This window comes from Gemmobacter nanjingensis (assembly GCF_014652195.1).
GTDB classification, from domain to species: domain Bacteria; phylum Pseudomonadota; class Alphaproteobacteria; order Rhodobacterales; family Rhodobacteraceae; genus Gemmobacter; species Gemmobacter caeni.
Genome location: NZ_BMYI01000003.1, coordinates 44,283 through 60,389, shown reverse-complemented (window position 1 = coordinate 60,389; position 16,107 = coordinate 44,283). Strand labels below are relative to the sequence as shown.

Here is a 16,107-nt window from a genome sequence, read left to right as displayed (position 1 = left end):
GGCCCCCGGTTCGGGCGGTCGCGCCAGATCTGACCTGCGGACCGGGGCGCTGCCCCGGACCCCGGAGTATTTTCACAAGAAGCAGGGCAGGAGCCTTGCGCGAACGCCGATGCGGGCCTAGGGATTTCCCATGAAGATCCTGTTTCTTGGCGATGTGATGGGGCGCGCGGGGCGTGCGGCGATCGTGGAGCGGTTGCCGGGCCTGCGCGCTGAATGGGGGCTCGATTTCGTCGTGGTGAACGGCGAAAATGCCTCGTCGGGCATGGGGCTGACGGCAGAGCATGCGAAGGCTCTGCTGGCGGCGGGGGCGGATTGTCTGACGCTGGGTGACCATGCCTTTGACCAGAAGGACATGCTGCCCTTCATAGAGCAGGAAAACCGCATCCTGCGGCCAATCAATTTCGCCAAACTGGCACCGGGCAAGGGCGCGCGGCTGTTTTCGGATGCGCGCGGGCGCAAGGTGCTGGTGGCGCAGGTTCTGGGGCAGGTTTTCATGAAGCGGCCCTTCGACGACCCGTTTTCCGCCATCGACACGGTGCTGAAGGCGCATCCGCTGGGCGGCCTGGCGCAGGCGATCGTTGTCGATGTGCATTGCGAGGCCACCAGCGAGAAAATGGCGATGGGCCACTGGTGTGACGGACGGGCGAGCCTTGTTGTCGGCACCCATACCCATGTGCCCACCGGCGACGCGCAGATTCTGAGCGGTGGCACCGCCTATCTGACCGATGCGGGCATGTGCGGCGATTACAATTCGGTCATCGGCATGGAGAAGCTGGAGCCGATGCGGCGCTTCGTGACCGGCATGCCGAAGGACCGTTTCAGCCCGGCCAACGGCCCGGCCACGCTGTCGGGTGTGCTGGTCGAAACCGATGACCGCAGCGGCAAGGCGCTGTCGGTGCGGATGATCCGCATCGGGGGCCGTTTGCAGGAGGCGCGGCCCTGATCCCGGCGCGCGGACCGGACAGGATTTCGCGACGCGGGCTGGCGAGAGAGAGTTTTCCTTTTTCGGCTGTTTGACAGGATCTGGCAAAACTTTCCTTTGCCAGATGGAGAATAATTATCTACCAAGTCAGTCGAGTATAGCGGAGACATCCATGTTCGGCATCGAACTTGCGCAGGACAGTCAGGCTTTCGTTTCCATCGGCATCCTGCTGGTGATGTTCGTCCTGTTCGTGAAAGAGGTCTTTCCGGTCGAGGTGACGGCAATCGCCGGCGCAGCGGTGATGATCCTGCTGGGCATCCTTCCCTACAAGGAAGCGCTGGGTGTTCTGTCGAACAACGCCCCCTGGACCATCGCGCTGATGTTCATGGTGATGGGCGGGCTGGTGCGCACCGGATCGGTGGAAATGCTGATCGGTTATGCCGAAGCGCATGTCGGCAGCCGGCCGAAGATGACGATCTTCGTGCTTTACGGCTTCATCGCTATTGCCTCGGCCTTCATGAACAATACGCCGCTGGTGGCGGTGATGATTCCGGTGGTCATCCAGATCGCCGGGCGCATTGGTTCCTCCCCGTCAAAGATGTTGATCCCGCTGAGCCATATGACGGTGATGGGGGGGATGATCTCGCTGATCGGCACCTCGACCAATCTTCTGGTCGATGGCGTGGTACATAGCGCGGGCATGCCGCATTTCGGCCTGTTCGAGATTGCGCCGCTGGGGATTGCCGTCGTGATCGTGGGCGGGCTTTATCAGGCGGTTTTCGCCCGGCGGCTGCTGCCGGACCGGCAGTCGATGGCCTCGATGCTGGGTGAACGCAAGCGCATGAAATACTTCACCGAAGTGGCGATCCCCGAGGATTCGGTGCTGATCGGCACGCCGGTGCTGGAGGTGCAGCAGTTCAAGCGGGCAGGTGTCCGGGTGATCGACGTGCTGCGGGGCGACCTGTCGCTGCGCCGCGATCTGGCAGCGGTGGTGCTGGATGCCGGGGACCGGGTGGTGTTGCGCACCGAGATGTCTGAACTGCTGGACATGCAGAACCGCACGGACATGCGCATCGTCGACAAGCTGTCCTCGGTGCAGACCGAGACGGTGGAGGTTCTGATCACGCCGGGCTGCCGCATGATCGGCCGATCACTGGGCGAGATGCGGTTGCGGCGGCGCTATGGTGTCTATGTGCTGGCGGCGCATCGCAAGAGCCAGAACATCGGGCGCCAGCTGGATGAACTGGTGGTGCAGGTGGGCGACACGCTGCTGCTGGAAGGCAGTGCCGAGGACATCAAGCGGCTTGCCGATGACATGGACATGGTCGATGTGTCGAAGCCCAAGCAGCGTGCCTATCGCCGGGGCAAGGCGCCCATCGCCATCGGTGCGCTGGCAGCGGTGGTCATCCTTTCCGCGATGGATTTCGCGCCGATCTATGTGCTGGGCCTGTTTGCCGTGACGATCATCCTCGTGACCCGTTGTGTCGACAGTGACGAGGCACTGGGGTTTGTTGATGGCCGTCTTCTGGCGATGATCTTCGCGATGATCGCTGTGGGGCAGGGGCTGGAGGAATCTGGGGCGGTCGCGCTGATCGTGACGCATGTCGAACCGTTCATGCGTGAGTTGCCGCCCTTTGCCATGATCATGGTGGTCTATCTGCTGGGCGTGGTGCTGACCGAGTTCCTGTCGAACAATGCGGTGGCGGTGCTGTATACGCCCATTGCCATCGAACTCGCCCGCCAGCTGGGTGCCGATCCGCGGCCCTTCGCGGTGGCGGTCATGTTCTCGGCCACGCTCGCCTTCGCGACGCCCATCGGTTACCAGACCAACATGATGGTCTATGGCCCCGGCGGCTACAAATTCACCGATTTCACCCGGATCGGGATTCCGCTGAACATCATCACCTGGCTGCTCTGTTCGGCGCTGATCCCGCTGATCTGGCCGCTGTTCCCCTGATCCGCGCCGCCGGGCGGGGGGTTGCCGCAGTCCCCCGCTGTGGTGTAGAGGGGCGCATCATACATACGGGACCGGGAGAAGAGGCCATGGCAGGCCATTCGAAATGGGCGAACATCCAGCATCGCAAGGGCAAGCAGGACAAGCTGCGCTCGAAGATGTTTTCGAAACTGGCGAAGGAAATCACCGTCGCCGCCAAGATGGGTGATCCCGATCCCGACAAGAACCCGCGTCTGCGTCTGGCGGTGAAGGCGGCCAAGGCCGTTTCGATGCCGAAGGACGTGATTGAACGTGCCATCAAGAAGTCGATCGGCGGCGATGCCGAAAGCTATACCGAGATCCGGTATGAGGGGTACGGCGTCAACGGAATCGCGATCATCGTCGAGGCGATGACCGATAACCTGAACCGCACCGCTTCGAACGTGCGCAGCTATTTCACCAAATGCGGCGGCAATCTGGGGCAGACCGGCTCGGTTTCGCACAGCTTTGACCGTGTGGGCGAGATTTCCTATCCCGCTTCGGCCGGATCCGCCGATGACGTGATGATGGCGGCGCTGGACGCCGGGGCCGACGATGTGGAATCGGATGACGAGGGCCACTGGATCTATTGCTCGGTCGAGAGCCTGTCCGAAGTTTCGGATGCGCTGGAAAAGGCGCTGGGGGAATCGACGGAGTCGAAGCTGATCTGGAAGCCGCAGTCGCTGACCGAGGTCGATCTGGAAACTGCGCAAAAGCTGATGCGTCTGATCGACCTGCTGGAAGAGGATGACGACGTGCAGACCGTCACCCACAATTTCGACGTGCCCGAGGATGTGGCGGCGCAACTGGCCTGAACGGGTGGTGGAAACAGAGGGCCCTCGCAGTGATGCGGGGGCCCTTTTCTTATGGCGTGCCGGATGGCGGGGTTGGAATCTGAGTATTTTTGCAAGAAGCAATTGGGTCAGGCTGTGATCAGCGCCTGACGGGCTGCCTGTTGCAGCGCGCGGCTGAGCGGGGCAAGCGCAGGTGCGGTGCGGCGGGCGAACTGCCAGTGCAGCGGGGTATCGAGCGGCGTGTCTGGGATCAGCTCCCGCAGCCGGCCCGTGGCCAGATGCGGCGCGGCTTGCAGAAGGGGCAGCATCCCCCAGCCAAGGCCCGCCAGCGCGCCATCGACAAAACCCTGCGACGAAGCGATGCGATGTGTGGGAAAGGCAATTTCGCTGCCAAGATTTTGCCGTAACCAAAGGGATTGCAGGCGGTCCTTGTCAGAAAATGTCATGCCGGGGGCACGCGCCATGGCGGGCCGTGTCGGGCCCGCGGGCAGATGGCGTGCGATGTAACCGGGGCTGGCAGCGGCGGTGTAACGCAGGATGCCAAGCGGCAGCGTATCACAGCCCTGAAGCGGGCCGGGGTGCGAGGTGATGGCGCCCGCCACCTCACCCGTGCGCAGCCAGTCCTGGCTGACGTCCTGATCGTCGATCACGATGTCGAACAGCATTCCTTCAACTGCGGCCAGCGCCGGGATAACCCAGGTGGCGAGGCTGTCGGCATTGACCGCGATCCGCAGCGTGGCGGGTTGCGGGTCGGGCAGGGGTAGCGCGGCTTCGAGCAGCATCACCTCATCGAAGTGGCGGATCAGGCGCAGGCCGGTTTCAGTGGCGATGCAGGGCTGGCCCCGGCGGATCAGCAGGCTGCCGATGCGATCCTCCAGCGCCTTGACCCGTTGCGAAACGGCAGAGGGTGTGATGCCCAGCTGAGCGGCGGCCAGATCGAAGGCGCCCCGTCGGTGGACGGCAGCAAGGGCCGCGAGATTGGGATAGTCGAGCATTAGCAGAACTTCATCAGACACAGAAAGATTAACTGGATTGCGCCCATGCCGCGCCGTTAAGTCAAGCCGGAAACGGAGGATCATATGGCAGGCGAAACCGATCTGGCGCGGCTTCTGGCGGAAATGGCGCCGAAGCCGGAGGGGCAAGACTGGGGCTATGCGGTGGTGTCAGGTCCATTGCCCGAGGGGCTGGACTGGTTCGCCCTGGTGCGCGAGGCCGGGGGGCTGACCGTCATCGCCCCCATGGTGGCGCTGCGCGCGGCGGGGTTCGCGGCGGAAGGGCCAATGGCGCGCATCACCCTGACCGTGCATTCGGCGCTGGAGGCGGTGGGACTGACGGCGGCGGTTTCGGGGGCGCTGGCCGAGGCCGGGATCAGCGCCAATATGGTGGCGGGATTTCATCACGACCACATCTTCCTGCCAGCAAAGGATGCTGAAAAGGCGATGGCGGTGCTGCGAGGGCTGAGCCATGCTTGAGGCGGTGGTTGCGGGCTATCTGGTCTCGCTGAGCCTGATCGCGGCCATCGGGGCGCAGAATGCCTTCGTGCTGCGGCAGGGGCTGAGGCGCGAGCATGTGGGCGTGGTAGTGGTGATCTGTGCCGCCTCGGATGCGCTGCTGATCTCGGGCGGGGTTGCGGGGTTCGGGGCTATCGCGGCGGCGTTGCCGTGGTTTGCCGCGGCGATGCGCTGGCTTGGGGTTGGGTTCCTGCTGGTCTATGGCGCCTTGCGGTTCCGCGCTGCGCTGAAGGGAGGCGAGGCACTGGTGCCGAAGGGAAGCGAGCCGGTGCCGCTACGCCGGGTTGTCACCATGTGCCTGATGTTCACCTGGGCCAATCCGCATGTCTATCTGGATACGCTGGTCTTCATCGGCTCGGTCTCGGCGCAATATGCGCCGCACGGGCTTGCGTTCGGGATCGCGGCGGCGGCGGCCTCGCTGAGCTTCTTTGCCGCGCTTGGCTATGGCGCGCGCCTGCTGGCGCCGGTCTTTGCCCGGCCCGCCGCCTGGGTGGTGCTGGAGGCGGCGGTTGGCTGCATCATGTGGGCGCTGGCGGCGGCGCTGGCGCTGGGATGATTGTAGCGGTGACAAAGCCGTCCTTGCGGCGGCCCTGCCCTTGGGGTTGGGTCGAACCATGGATCGGACGCGCGAGATGAAACCCGTCGAGGGTGTGATGTGGATGCTGGCCTCAGGGCTCAGCTTCGTCGGGGTTACCGGGCTGGTGCGCTGGCTTGGCACCGATCTGCCAGCGGCGCAGGGCGCCTTCCTGCGCTTTGCCTTCGGGGTGATGTTCCTGCTGCCGACGCTGGGCCCGGTGCTGCGGGGCGGTTTTGCCCCCGGCGCGATGCGGCTGTTCGCACTGCGGGGGGCCGTGCATACCGTGGCGGTGATCTGCTGGTTCTACGCGATGGCGCGGCTGCCGGTGGCCGAGGTGACGGCGATCGGCTATCTCAACCCGGTGCTGGTCACCGTGGGCGCGGCGGTGTTTCTGGGCGAGAAACTGGCGATGCGCCGCATCCTTGCGGTCTGCGTGGCGATCCTTGGCGCGCTGGTCATCCTGAGACCGGGGATGCGCGAGGTGACGGACGGCCATCTGGCACAGGTGGCGGCGGCCTTCGGCTTTGCCGGGTCTTATCTGGTGGCGAAACGGCTGAGCGGTATGGCTTCCGCCGGGGCAGTGGTGGCGATGATGAGCCTGATGGTCACGCTGGGGCTTGCGCCCTTCGCGCTGGCGGTCTGGGTGCCGGTAACGCCCGTGCAACTGGTGGCACTTGCCGGGGTCGCGGCCTTTGCAACCTCGGGGCATTACTGCATGACGCGCGCCTTCGCGGTGGCGCCGCTGACGGTGACACAGCCGGTAACCTTTCTGCAACTCCTGTGGGCGACGCTGCTGGGCTATGTCGTGTTTCACGAAACGGTCGATATCTGGGTTCTGGCGGGCGGTGGCGTCATCATCGCAGCGGTTAGTTACATCACATGGCGCGAGGCCATGCTGAACCGTCGCAGCATCACGCCTTCGGTTCTGGCCACGAAAAGCTGACCCTTCGGTGGCACGGGCTTTGACACCGCCCGTTGCCGCACGCTAGACCGGAACTTGCTGTGAGGCACAGTGGAACCGGCCGGTGAAGGCCGCAAGAGCAGGCGTGCAGATGAAGATTGCGATGATTGGGACGGGCTATGTCGGGCTGGTTTCCGGCGTATGTTTCTCGGATTTCGGGCATGACGTGATTTGCGTCGACAAGGACCCGGCCAAGGTCGAAAAACTGCGCGCAGGTGAGGTGCCGATTTTCGAGCCGGGTCTTGATCAGCTCATGGCCAAAAACGTTGCTGCGGGTCGCCTGTCCTTCACGCTGGATCTGGCGGCGGCGGTGGCCGGGGCGGATGCGGTGTTCATCGCGGTGGGCACACCGACGCGGCGCGGCGACGGTCATGCCGATCTGCGCTATGTGATGGCGGCGGCCGAGGAGATTGGCGCGGCGATGGATGGCTATACCGTCATCGTCACCAAATCCACCGTACCGGTGGGCACCAATCGCAAGGTCGCCGAGGCGGTGGCGAAAACGGCGGGCGGCAAGGAATTCGACGTGGCTTCGAACCCCGAATTTCTGCGCGAAGGCGCGGCCATCGACGATTTCATGCGCCCTGACCGGGTGGTGGTTGGGGTGGAAACCGAACGCGCCCGCAAGGTGATGGCTGACATCTATCGCCCGCTGAGCCTGCGTGATTTCCCGGTGGTCTATACCAATCTCGAATCCGCCGAGATGATCAAATACGCCGCCAACGCCTTTCTGGCGACCAAGATCACCTTCATCAATGAAATTGCCCGCCTGTGCGAGCGGGTGGGGGCCGATGTGAAGGCGGTCAGCAAGGGTATCGGGATGGATGGCCGGATTGGTGCCAAATTCCTGCATGCCGGGCCGGGCTATGGTGGAAGCTGTTTCCCCAAGGATACCAAGGCGCTGGCGCGGATCGGGCAGGATCATGCCGTGCCGATGCAGATCACCGAAACGGTCATCCGCGTGAACGAGGAAATCAAGCACCGCATGATCGAGAAGATCGAAGATCTTTGCGACGGTCAGCTGCGCGACAAGGTGATCACTGTTCTGGGCGTCACCTTCAAGCCGAACACCGATGACATGCGCGATGCGCCCTCGCTGACGATCATTCCGGCGCTGGTCGGGGCGGGGGCAAAGGTTCGCGTGGTCGACCCCGAGGGGCGGCGCGAGGGCGAGGCGCTGCTGCCAGGCGTCAAATGGGTCGAAAGCCCCTATGGGGCTGCGCAGGGGGCCGATCTGATCGTGCTTCTGACCGAATGGAACGAGTTCCGCGCGCTGGACATGGGCAAGCTGGCCCGCAAGATGGAGCGCCCGCGCCTCTGTGACCTGCGCAATGTCTATGACCGGGACGAGGTTCTGGCCGCCGGGTTTGAAACCTATGTCGGTGTGGGGCGCTGATCGCGCCCGCCCAATTCCTTTCATTTGAATTAACTCCGGCCCAACCGCCTCGCTAATGCCGCCGGGCTGCCCGGCCCTGCCATGCTTCGTTAAGCCCCAGCTCAGCACCTTGCCCGCATCCTGACCTTGGGTGTGACATGTGGTGTGTGGGGAAGAGGTGCTGGGGTTCAGGGTCATCGGCTCGTTCCGGGCCGCGGCTTCGCAAATGATTGCGGGCATTACCGACATATGCACGCGCCTCGTGGATGGCGTTGCCTATGTATATACGACGACCCGCGCGGGGGGAGGCATCCTCGCGCTGGAGCTGACGGACAGCGGTGCAGGGTTGCGGTTGATCGACCAGCAGGGTCTGGCCACCGGCGTCTGGATGTCGGCACCGCCAAAACTGTCGCAGGTGAACCTCGACGACGGGCCGATCCTTGTCTGGACAGGCGGCTGGGGCACGCGGCCGGGCGCCTATTGGCTGGACAAGGCAGGCGGCATCGACCGCTGGCTGGGTCTGAAGGATGGTCCCGACGGGATACAAAGCGCGCAGGCCTTCTTCAGCCGCAATGGCCAGACCTTCGCGGCAATCGCCGGGCAGAGTTCGGGGCAGTTGCAGCTTTGGTCACTGGACGGGGCGGGCCGCATGGTGCTGCGCGACGCGGTGGCGCTGGCGGCGGAGGATCAGACGGTCGAGGTGGCGGCGCTGGAGGTGCTGCGCAGCGTCGGCAAGACCTTCCTTGTCTCGCTGTCCAGTCTCTCTGACGGGCTGACGGTCTGGCAGGTCACGGCTGCGGGCACGCTCAAGGCCACCAGCACTGTCGGCGCTTCGGCAGGGATGGGAATTTCCGACCCGTCGGCGCTGGCAGTGGCCGAGGCGGGGGGGCGGCAATGGCTTTTCGTGGCAGGAGCCGGCTCCTCCTCGATTTCGGTCATCAGGGTCGATGCCGACGGAGTGGCGGTTCTGACCGATCATGTCATCGACACGCTGGATACCCGGTTCCAGTCCGTGCAGGCCATCGCCACGGCGGTGGTGGGCGACCGGGTCTTCCTGTTCGCGGGGGGCGGAGACGAAGGGATTTCGGCTTTTGTCCTGATGCCGGACGGGCGGCTTGTTCATGCGGGTGTGGTGCTGAAGGACGACCGGCTGGCGCTGGATAATGTGACGGCCATCACGGCTGTAGTGACCGACGGGCGGATCGAGTTGGTCATTGCGGGTGAAGGCCGGGGATTGCATCGCATCAGCGTCGATCCTGGTGTGCTGGCACCCGAAATCATCGGGTCATCGCGCGCAGAGTCCCTGGCGGGCGGAGATACCAACGATCTGATCGCCGGCATGGCGGGGGATGACACGCTCTCGGGGGGCGCCGGGGATGACATTCTGATGGACGGCAAGGGCGCGGACGAGATGTGGGGCGGGCCGGGTGCCGATGTATTTGTGCTGGCGGCGGATGGTGAGACCGATGTCATCCGCGATTTCACGCCGGGCGTGGACCGGCTGGACCTTTCCGGCTGGGGCCGGATCTATTCGGTCGAGGTGCTGCCGATGAAGGGGCGCACCGGCTGTCTCGTCATCCGCTGGGGAGACGAGGCGCTGTATGTCTACAGCGCGGATGGGCGCAATATCGACCCGGCGACCTTTGCCTCGTCTGATATCTTCGGTCTCTGGCATGTGGTGGCGCCTGCGGTGGTCGCCGGGCGGCGGCTGTCCGGCGCTGCCAGCGCGGAAACGCTGACGGGGGGATCGGGGGACGACACGCTGGAGGGCTCGGGCGGGGGGGACCTGCTGGTCGGTGGCAATGGCCGCGATCTGGTGGATTACGACACGATGTCCCGGGCGGTTCTGGCCGATCTGGGCACGGGGCGCGGTGGCGGCGCGGCGCAGGGGGATCGCTATGACGGGATCGAGGATCTGGCGGGCAGCCGCTTTGCCGATACCTTGCGGGGCAACGACCGGGCCAACCGGCTGGGCGGCGGCGATGGCGATGACCGGCTGGCCGGTGGCGGTGGTGATGACCTGCTGGACGGCGGGGCGGGTGCCGATACGCTGAAGGGTGGTCAGGGTGCCGATACGCTGGTGGGAGGCCCAGGCCGCGATTGCGTCAGCTATCAGGGCGCGCGACAGCCGGTTGTGATCCATCTGGCGCTGGCAGGCGTGAATGCCGGTGCGGCGCTGGGCGATGTGCTGCGCGGGATCGAGGATGTCAAAGGCGGTCGCCGCGCCGATGTGATCACGGGGAACGACGGGGCAAACGCCCTGACCGGCGGGGGTGGGGCCGATCTGCTGGATGGCGGTGACGGCAATGACTGGCTCATGGGCGGTTCCGGGGCTGACACGCTGATCGGGAATGATGGCGACGACCGGCTGTTCGGCGGCAAGGGGCAGGACTGGGCCGTCTATGCCGGGCGGGCGCAGGTACGGATCGATCTGGCCCTTACCGGCTGGCAGAACACCGGCGGTCGCGGCCGCGACTGGCTGGAGGGCATCGAGAACCTGAGAGGGGGCTGGCGCGACGACCGGCTGCGTGGCGATGGCAGGGCGAACCGGATTTCGGGCGATGGTGGCGATGACCTGATCGACGGGCGGGGTGGCAATGACAAGCTGTCCGGCGATGCGGGCAATGATACGCTGATCGGCGGCGCCGGGTTCGACTGGGCGTTCTTTGCCGGGGCTGTCCCGGTGAAAGTTGATCTTGCCATCCGGGGGGCGCAGGAAACCGGGCAGGGACGCGATCTTTTGTCCGGGGTCGAGGGCGTGCGGGGCGGTTCGGCCGGGGACCGGCTGTCGGGGGATGCGGCGGCGAACCGGCTCGACGGCATGGCGGGGCAGGATACGCTGGCGGGGCGCGCGGGCAATGACCGCCTGCGTGGCGGTGCGGGCGATGATGTGCTGATCGGTGGCCCCGGCAATGACCGGCTGCAAGGCGGCGCCGGAGTGGATGTGGCGGTCTATGCCGGCACGCGCGGGGTGCAGGTCTCGCTTGCGCAGAAGGGCGCGCAGGATATCGCGGGCCATGGCATCGACCGTCTGTCTGGTATCGAAGGGCTGCGCGGTGGCGGTGGCGCGGACAGGCTGACCGGCAATGCAGGGGACAACCTGCTTTACGGTGCCGCAGGGGAGGACCGGCTGAGCGGAGGGGCGGGCGATGACCTGCTGAATGGTGGCAAGGGGGCGGATACACTGACCGGCGGGGCCGGGAATGATACGCTCATCGGTGGCAAGGGTTTTGACTGGGCAGTATTTAACACCCGCCGCGATGTGACGGTGAACCTGTCACTGGTCAGACCGCAGGCCACGGCGGAGGGGATGGATCTGCTGCACCAGATCGAAGGGGTGCGTGGCGGCGCTGGCGATGACCGGCTGAGCGGGAACGGGGCTGCGAACTGGCTGATTGGTGGCGGGGGCGATGATCTGCTGATCGGCGGTGGCGGGCGCGATACGCTGGAGGGCGGCGCGGGAAATGACATTCTGATCGGCGGCTCGGGCGCCGACCGCTTTGTCTTCAGTGGCGGTAAGGACAGTATCCGCGATTTCGACGGGCGCGAGGGGGACCGGCTGTGGCTGGACGATAGTGCACTGAGCATGATCCGGGGCAAGACTGCGGGGCAGATCGTGGCGCGCTGGGGCCATGATCTTGGATCAGCGGTCGAGCTGGATTTCGGCCATGCGGGTAATCTTCACATTGAGGGGATCAGCACGTTGTCGGCGCTGCGCAACTGGATCGAGGTGATCTGAGCCGTAAAAAAGGGGGGCGGAACTGCCCCCCAATTGACGTTGTCGCGACGGTCAGGTTTTGAAGACGCGATAGATCGCCGGGATTACCAGAACCGTCAGCAGGGTCGAACTTAGCAGTCCGAACAGCAGCGAGATGGCAAGACCCTGAAAGATCGGGTCCGCAAGGATCACCACCGCCCCGATCATCGCCGCGATGGCGGTCAGCAGGATCGGCTTGAACCGGATGGCGCCCGCCTGGATCAGCAACTCCACCGGCCCCACATCACTGGGTCCGTGGCGGATGAAATCTACCAGCAGGATCGAGTTGCGCACGATGATCCCGGCAAGGGCGATGAAGCCGATCATCGAGGTCGCGCTGAATGGTGCGTGGAAGATCAGATGCCCCGCCATGATGCCAAGGAAGGTCAGCGGGATCGGCGTCAGGATCACCAGCGGCAGGCGGAAGCTGCCGAACTGCGCCACGACGAGGATATAGATGCCCAGCAGCGCCACCGCGAAGGCAGCCCCCATGTCGCGGAAGGTGACGAAGGTGACCTCCCACTCGCCATCCCACAGCAGGGTGACGTGGCTCTCATCCTCGGGTTGGCCATGAAGGCTGATCTCGGGCTTCATGCCCTCGGGCCAGTCCATGTTCTCCACCGCATCGGCGACGGCGAGCATGCCGTAAAGCGGCGCCTCGTAATCCCCGGCGAGTTCTGCCGTCACCATCTCGGCGGCGCGGCCATTGTGGCGGAAGAGCGGGAAGCTGGCCTGTTCCTCGCGGATGCGGACCACATCACCCAGTTCCACCACCCCCCGCGCACCGGGCAGGGTGTTGGCGGGGATGGGCGTGGACAGAAAGCGTTCGTCCAGCACCCGGTCGGATTTGTCGCGCGCGATCACGATGGGCAGCGCCTGCCGCCCCTCGCCGCGATGCGAATAACCCACGGTTTGCCCGGCATTCAGCAGTGCCAGCGTGTCGAAGACATCGCTTTCCTGCACCGAGAAGAACTCCAGATCATCGGTCGAGATCGTGGCCCGCAGCCGCCGCGCGGCGGTGCCATAGCTGTCGTCGACATCGACGATATAGGGCACCTGTTCAAAGGCGGCGCGGATCTTCGCGGCGGCTTCGCGGCGGATTTCCGGCGTCGGGCCATAGACCTCGGCCAGCAGGGTCGCCATGACCGGCGGGCCGGGCGGCGGTTCCACCGTTTTCAGCACCGTGCCCGCGGGCATGTCGATACCGGCGAGCTTCTGGCGGATGTCCAGTGCGATGTCATGGCTGGTGCGGTCGCGGTCACCCTTGGGCGCGAGCAGGATCTGCACCTCGCCCAGTTCCGGCGAATTGCGCACATAGGCGTGGCGCACCAGACCGTTGAAGTTGAAGGGGGCCGCCGTCCCGGCATGGGTCTCGACCGAAATCACCTCGGGCAGTCCCATGACCACGCGCGCCACATCCTGTGCCACGCGGTCGGTGGCCTCGTGGCTGCTGCCTTCCGGCAGGTCGATGGTGACCGACAGCTCCGATTTGTTGTCGAAGGGCAGCAGTTTCACCGTCACATCCTTGGTGTAAAGGAGTGCGAGCGAGCCGAAGGACAGCGCTGCGGTGACCAGCAGGAAGGTCAGGCTGCGCGCCTTGGTCTTGAGCAGAGGCCGCGCCACACGGGCGAAAGCCGCGCCCAGTCTGCCGCCGGGGGTGCCGTGGCTACCTGCGTCATGGCCCTGCACCGGCGCCTTGCCGGCGATCCTGACCATCAGCCAGGGGGTTATGATGACGGCGACGAAGAAGGAAAAGATCATCGCGGCCGAGGCATTGGCCGGGATGGGCGACATATAGGGCCCCATCAGCCCGCTGACGAACAGCATGGGCAGCAGCGCCGCGACCACGGTCAGCGTGGCGACGATGGTGGGGTTACCCACCTCGGCCACCGCGTCGATGGCGGCTTGCGGGCGCGAGCGACCATCCCCCATGCCCCAGTGGCGGGCGATGTTTTCAATCACCACGATGGCGTCATCGACAAGGATACCGATGGAGAAGATCAGCGCGAAAAGGCTGACGCGGTTCAGCGTGTAGCCCATGATCCATGCGGCAAACAGCGTGAGCAGGATCGTCACCGGAATGACGATGGCCACCACGATGCTTTCGCGCCAGCCGATTGCCAGCAGCACCAGCCCGATGATCGAGAGGGTGGCAAGGCCAAGGTGGAACAGCAGTTCGTTGGCCTTTTCATTGGCCGTTTCGCCATAGTCGCGGGTGACGGTGACCTGCATATCCTCGGGGATCAGGCGGCCTTCAAGGCTTTCGACGCGATGCAGGATCGCCTCGGCCACCACCACGGCATTGGCGCCAGCGCGTTTCGCCACCGCCAGCGTTACGGCGGGCGCGCGGTTCAGGCTGCCGTCGGCGTTGCGGGTGATATGGCTGACCAGCGTGTCGCCGGTATCGGGCACATAAGCCACATCCGCCACATCGGCCACATAGACCGGGCGGCCGTCGCGCGTGGTCAGCAGCAGGTTCGCCACCTCGGCGGGGGCGGTGAGGGTCTCGCCCGCCACAAGGTCGATCTCCTTCCCCTGATCGCGCAGCTTGCCGGTGTTCATGGCCCGGTTCGCCTGCTGCACCTTGCCGACAAGCTGTTGCAGCGTCACGCCATACAGCGCAAGCCGTTCGGGATCGGGGGCGATACGGATGGCCTCGGTCGCCTCGCCCACAAGGTAGGTCAGGCCCACGTCCTCGGTCTTGGCGACCTCGGAGCGCAGTTCGCGCGCGATGCGGGTCAGGTCGGCGGGGGTCATATCGGCGCCCGGTTTGGGCGAGAGCGTCAGCGACACGATGGCCACATCATCAATGCCGCGCCCCACCACCAGCGGTTCGGGGATGCCGACCGGGATGCGATCCATGTTGGCGCGCAGCTTTTCATGCACGCGCAGGATGGCGGAATCCGACGGCGTGCCGGTCAGGAACCGCGCCGTCACCATGGCGCCATCGTCGCGGGTCTGCGAATAGACGTGTTCGACCCCGTTGATGCCCTTTACGATGGTTTCCAGCGGTTCGGTGACCAGCTTCACCCCGTCCTCGGCCTTCAGGCCCTGCGCGGTGACCAGAATGTCGATCATCGGCACCGAAATCTGTGGCTCTTCCTCGCGCGGCAGCGAGATGAGCGCGACAAGCCCCACCGCCAACGCGGCAAGGATGAACAGCGGCGTCAGCGCCGAGCCGATGAAGGCCCGCGTGAGGCCCCCGGCAATCCCGAGTTTCTGGCTCATTCCGCGGCTCCGATCTCGTCGCCCTCATGCAGGCCCGAGAGAATCTCGATCATCTCGGTGCCGTCGATCCGGTGATGCTGGCCGGGAACGACCGTGCGGTCCTCGGTGCCTTCGGCGGTTTTCACCGTCACGAAATCAAGGCCCGATCTGGTGGCGATGGCATCGGCAGGCACCAGAAGCGCCATGCGCTTGCCCACCGGCAGGCGCACCACGACACGGGCGTCGACAAAGCTGTCCGGCAGGCCCGCGACCTCGACATCGGCCACCACACGGCCATTCTCGATCAGCGGATAGATGCGGGCCAGCGTGCCCTGCGATTCGCCTGCGGGTGTTTCGATGGTGATGGCGGCGCCCTGTTCGAGATGTGCTGCATGGCGCTCTGGCACGGCGATGCGCAGGAAGAACCCGCCGCCGCCGATGGTGGCCACTGCCTCGCCCGGCATGACCACGGCCCCCGCCGCCTGCGGCACCGACAGCACGCGCCCCGCCACCGGGGCGGTTACGGTGCCTTCGGCCTGCTGTTGTTGCAGCACGCGGGCCTGCGCTGTCTGCGCATCAATCTGGCCCTTCACCACATCGACCTGCGTACGCAGCGCATCCAGCCGTTGCGCGGTGGTGACACCGCGCTTCAGCAGATCCTCGCCGCGCTGCAATTCGGTTTGGGCGTTGGAAAGCTGGGCGTTCAGCGCCTCGATCTGCGCCTGCACGGCGGCAAGCTGGAAGTTCAGCTTGTCATCGACGATGCGGCCCAGCGGCTGACCGGCCTCGACCAGATCGCCCTCGGTCACGGTCAGTTCGACCAGCGTGCCACCGATGCGGGCGCGGGCGGGCAGGCGGTCCTTGGCCTCGATCCGGCCATAGACGGGTTTCCATTCGGTGACCTCAACCGGGACAAGCGGTTGGGCGGTGGCGGCGAGGGGGCTGGCCAGAAGCGTGGCGAGCAGGAAAGAGCGCAGCAGCATTGGAGCCTCGGATTTCACATTCATAAAAATGAATATAATAAGCCGGCT

11 protein-coding genes are annotated in these 16,107 nt (G+C 65.2%); 8 read left to right on the top strand and 3 right to left on the bottom strand.

Translation table 11 applies throughout. The features are described from left to right. The first annotated feature begins 130 nt into the window (after positions 1-130). The 3 genes from IE126_RS08010 to IE126_RS08000 all read left to right on the top strand — a co-directional run bounded on the left by IE126_RS08010 (position 131) and on the right by IE126_RS08000 (position 3,709). Positions 131-943 (top strand): TIGR00282 family metallophosphoesterase, encoded by an 813-nt coding sequence (locus IE126_RS08010; protein ID WP_189380667.1) that lies wholly within the window; start codon positions 131-133, stop codon positions 941-943. A 151-nt stretch (positions 944-1,094) separates the two neighbouring features. Continuing rightward, positions 1,095-2,879: an SLC13 family permease gene (locus IE126_RS08005; protein ID WP_054302583.1), complete on the top strand. Its 1,785-nt coding sequence runs from the start codon at positions 1,095-1,097 to the stop codon at positions 2,877-2,879. 86 nt (positions 2,880-2,965) lie between these two features. Then, positions 2,966-3,709: a YebC/PmpR family DNA-binding transcriptional regulator gene (locus IE126_RS08000; RefSeq protein ID WP_054302582.1), complete on the top strand. Its 744-nt coding sequence runs from the start codon at positions 2,966-2,968 to the stop codon at positions 3,707-3,709. A gap of 107 nt (positions 3,710-3,816) precedes the next feature. Here the strand turns inward: IE126_RS08000 and IE126_RS07995 are convergent, their stop codons facing one another. Then, positions 3,817-4,683 (bottom strand): LysR family transcriptional regulator ArgP, encoded by an 867-nt coding sequence (locus IE126_RS07995; RefSeq protein WP_189380666.1) that lies wholly within the window; start codon positions 4,681-4,683, stop codon positions 3,817-3,819. Between the two features lie 84 nt (positions 4,684-4,767). On the opposite strand from IE126_RS07995, the gene IE126_RS07990 reads away from it, so the two are divergent. From IE126_RS07990 to IE126_RS07970, 5 genes are all read left to right on the top strand, one after another. Beyond that, positions 4,768-5,160 (top strand): ACT domain-containing protein, encoded by a 393-nt coding sequence (locus IE126_RS07990; RefSeq protein ID WP_189380665.1) that lies wholly within the window; start codon positions 4,768-4,770, stop codon positions 5,158-5,160. Then, positions 5,153-5,755, top strand: coding sequence for a LysE/ArgO family amino acid transporter (locus IE126_RS07985; RefSeq protein WP_189380664.1), 603 nt, complete (start codon positions 5,153-5,155; stop codon positions 5,753-5,755). Before IE126_RS07990 ends, IE126_RS07985 begins: the two co-directional genes overlap by 8 nt. Before the next feature lie 103 nt (positions 5,756-5,858). Next, entirely contained in the window at positions 5,859-6,719 is an 861-nt protein-coding gene (locus IE126_RS07980) for a DMT family transporter (RefSeq protein WP_054302623.1), read from the top strand. 109 nt (positions 6,720-6,828) lie between these two features. Then, complete coding sequence (locus tag IE126_RS07975) at positions 6,829-8,133, top strand: UDP-glucose dehydrogenase family protein (RefSeq protein ID WP_108128507.1); 1,305 nt, start codon at positions 6,829-6,831, stop codon at positions 8,131-8,133. Between the two features lie 205 nt (positions 8,134-8,338). After that, the gene (locus IE126_RS07970) at positions 8,339-11,851 is read left to right on the top strand and encodes a calcium-binding protein (protein ID WP_194678683.1); all 3,513 of its coding nucleotides are present in this window, start codon (positions 8,339-8,341) and stop codon (positions 11,849-11,851) included. Between the two features lie 51 nt (positions 11,852-11,902). On the opposite strand, the gene IE126_RS07965 is transcribed toward IE126_RS07970, so the two are convergent. Together IE126_RS07965 and IE126_RS07960 are read right to left on the bottom strand one after the other, a co-directional pair. Then, the gene (locus IE126_RS07965; protein WP_189380662.1) at positions 11,903-15,097 is read right to left on the bottom strand and encodes an efflux RND transporter permease subunit; all 3,195 of its coding nucleotides are present in this window, start codon (positions 15,095-15,097) and stop codon (positions 11,903-11,905) included. Then, complete coding sequence (locus IE126_RS07960; RefSeq protein WP_369814590.1) at positions 15,094-16,056, bottom strand: efflux RND transporter periplasmic adaptor subunit; 963 nt, start codon at positions 16,054-16,056, stop codon at positions 15,094-15,096. The genes IE126_RS07965 and IE126_RS07960 overlap by 4 nt, the downstream gene beginning before the upstream one ends. Positions 16,057-16,107 lie beyond the last annotated feature (51 nt).

Coding starts and splice junctions, on each gene's coding strand:
- IE126_RS07980 (WP_054302623.1), top strand. CDS start 5,859: ATGCTGGCCTCAGGGCTCAGCTTCGTCGGGGTTACCGGGCTGGTGCGC.
- IE126_RS08005 (WP_054302583.1), top strand. CDS start 1,095: ATGTTCGGCATCGAACTTGCGCAGGACAGTCAGGCTTTCGTTTCCATC.
- IE126_RS07965 (WP_189380662.1), bottom strand. CDS start 15,097: ATGAGCCAGAAACTCGGGATTGCCGGGGGCCTCACGCGGGCCTTCATC.
- IE126_RS07995 (WP_189380666.1), bottom strand. CDS start 4,683: ATGCTCGACTATCCCAATCTCGCGGCCCTTGCTGCCGTCCACCGACGG.
- IE126_RS08000 (WP_054302582.1), top strand. CDS start 2,966: ATGGCAGGCCATTCGAAATGGGCGAACATCCAGCATCGCAAGGGCAAG.
- IE126_RS07975 (WP_108128507.1), top strand. CDS start 6,829: ATGAAGATTGCGATGATTGGGACGGGCTATGTCGGGCTGGTTTCCGGC.
- IE126_RS07990 (WP_189380665.1), top strand. CDS start 4,768: ATGGCAGGCGAAACCGATCTGGCGCGGCTTCTGGCGGAAATGGCGCCG.
- IE126_RS08010 (WP_189380667.1), top strand. CDS start 131: ATGAAGATCCTGTTTCTTGGCGATGTGATGGGGCGCGCGGGGCGTGCG.
- IE126_RS07970 (WP_194678683.1), top strand. CDS start 8,339: ATGATTGCGGGCATTACCGACATATGCACGCGCCTCGTGGATGGCGTT.
- IE126_RS07985 (WP_189380664.1), top strand. CDS start 5,153: ATGCTTGAGGCGGTGGTTGCGGGCTATCTGGTCTCGCTGAGCCTGATC.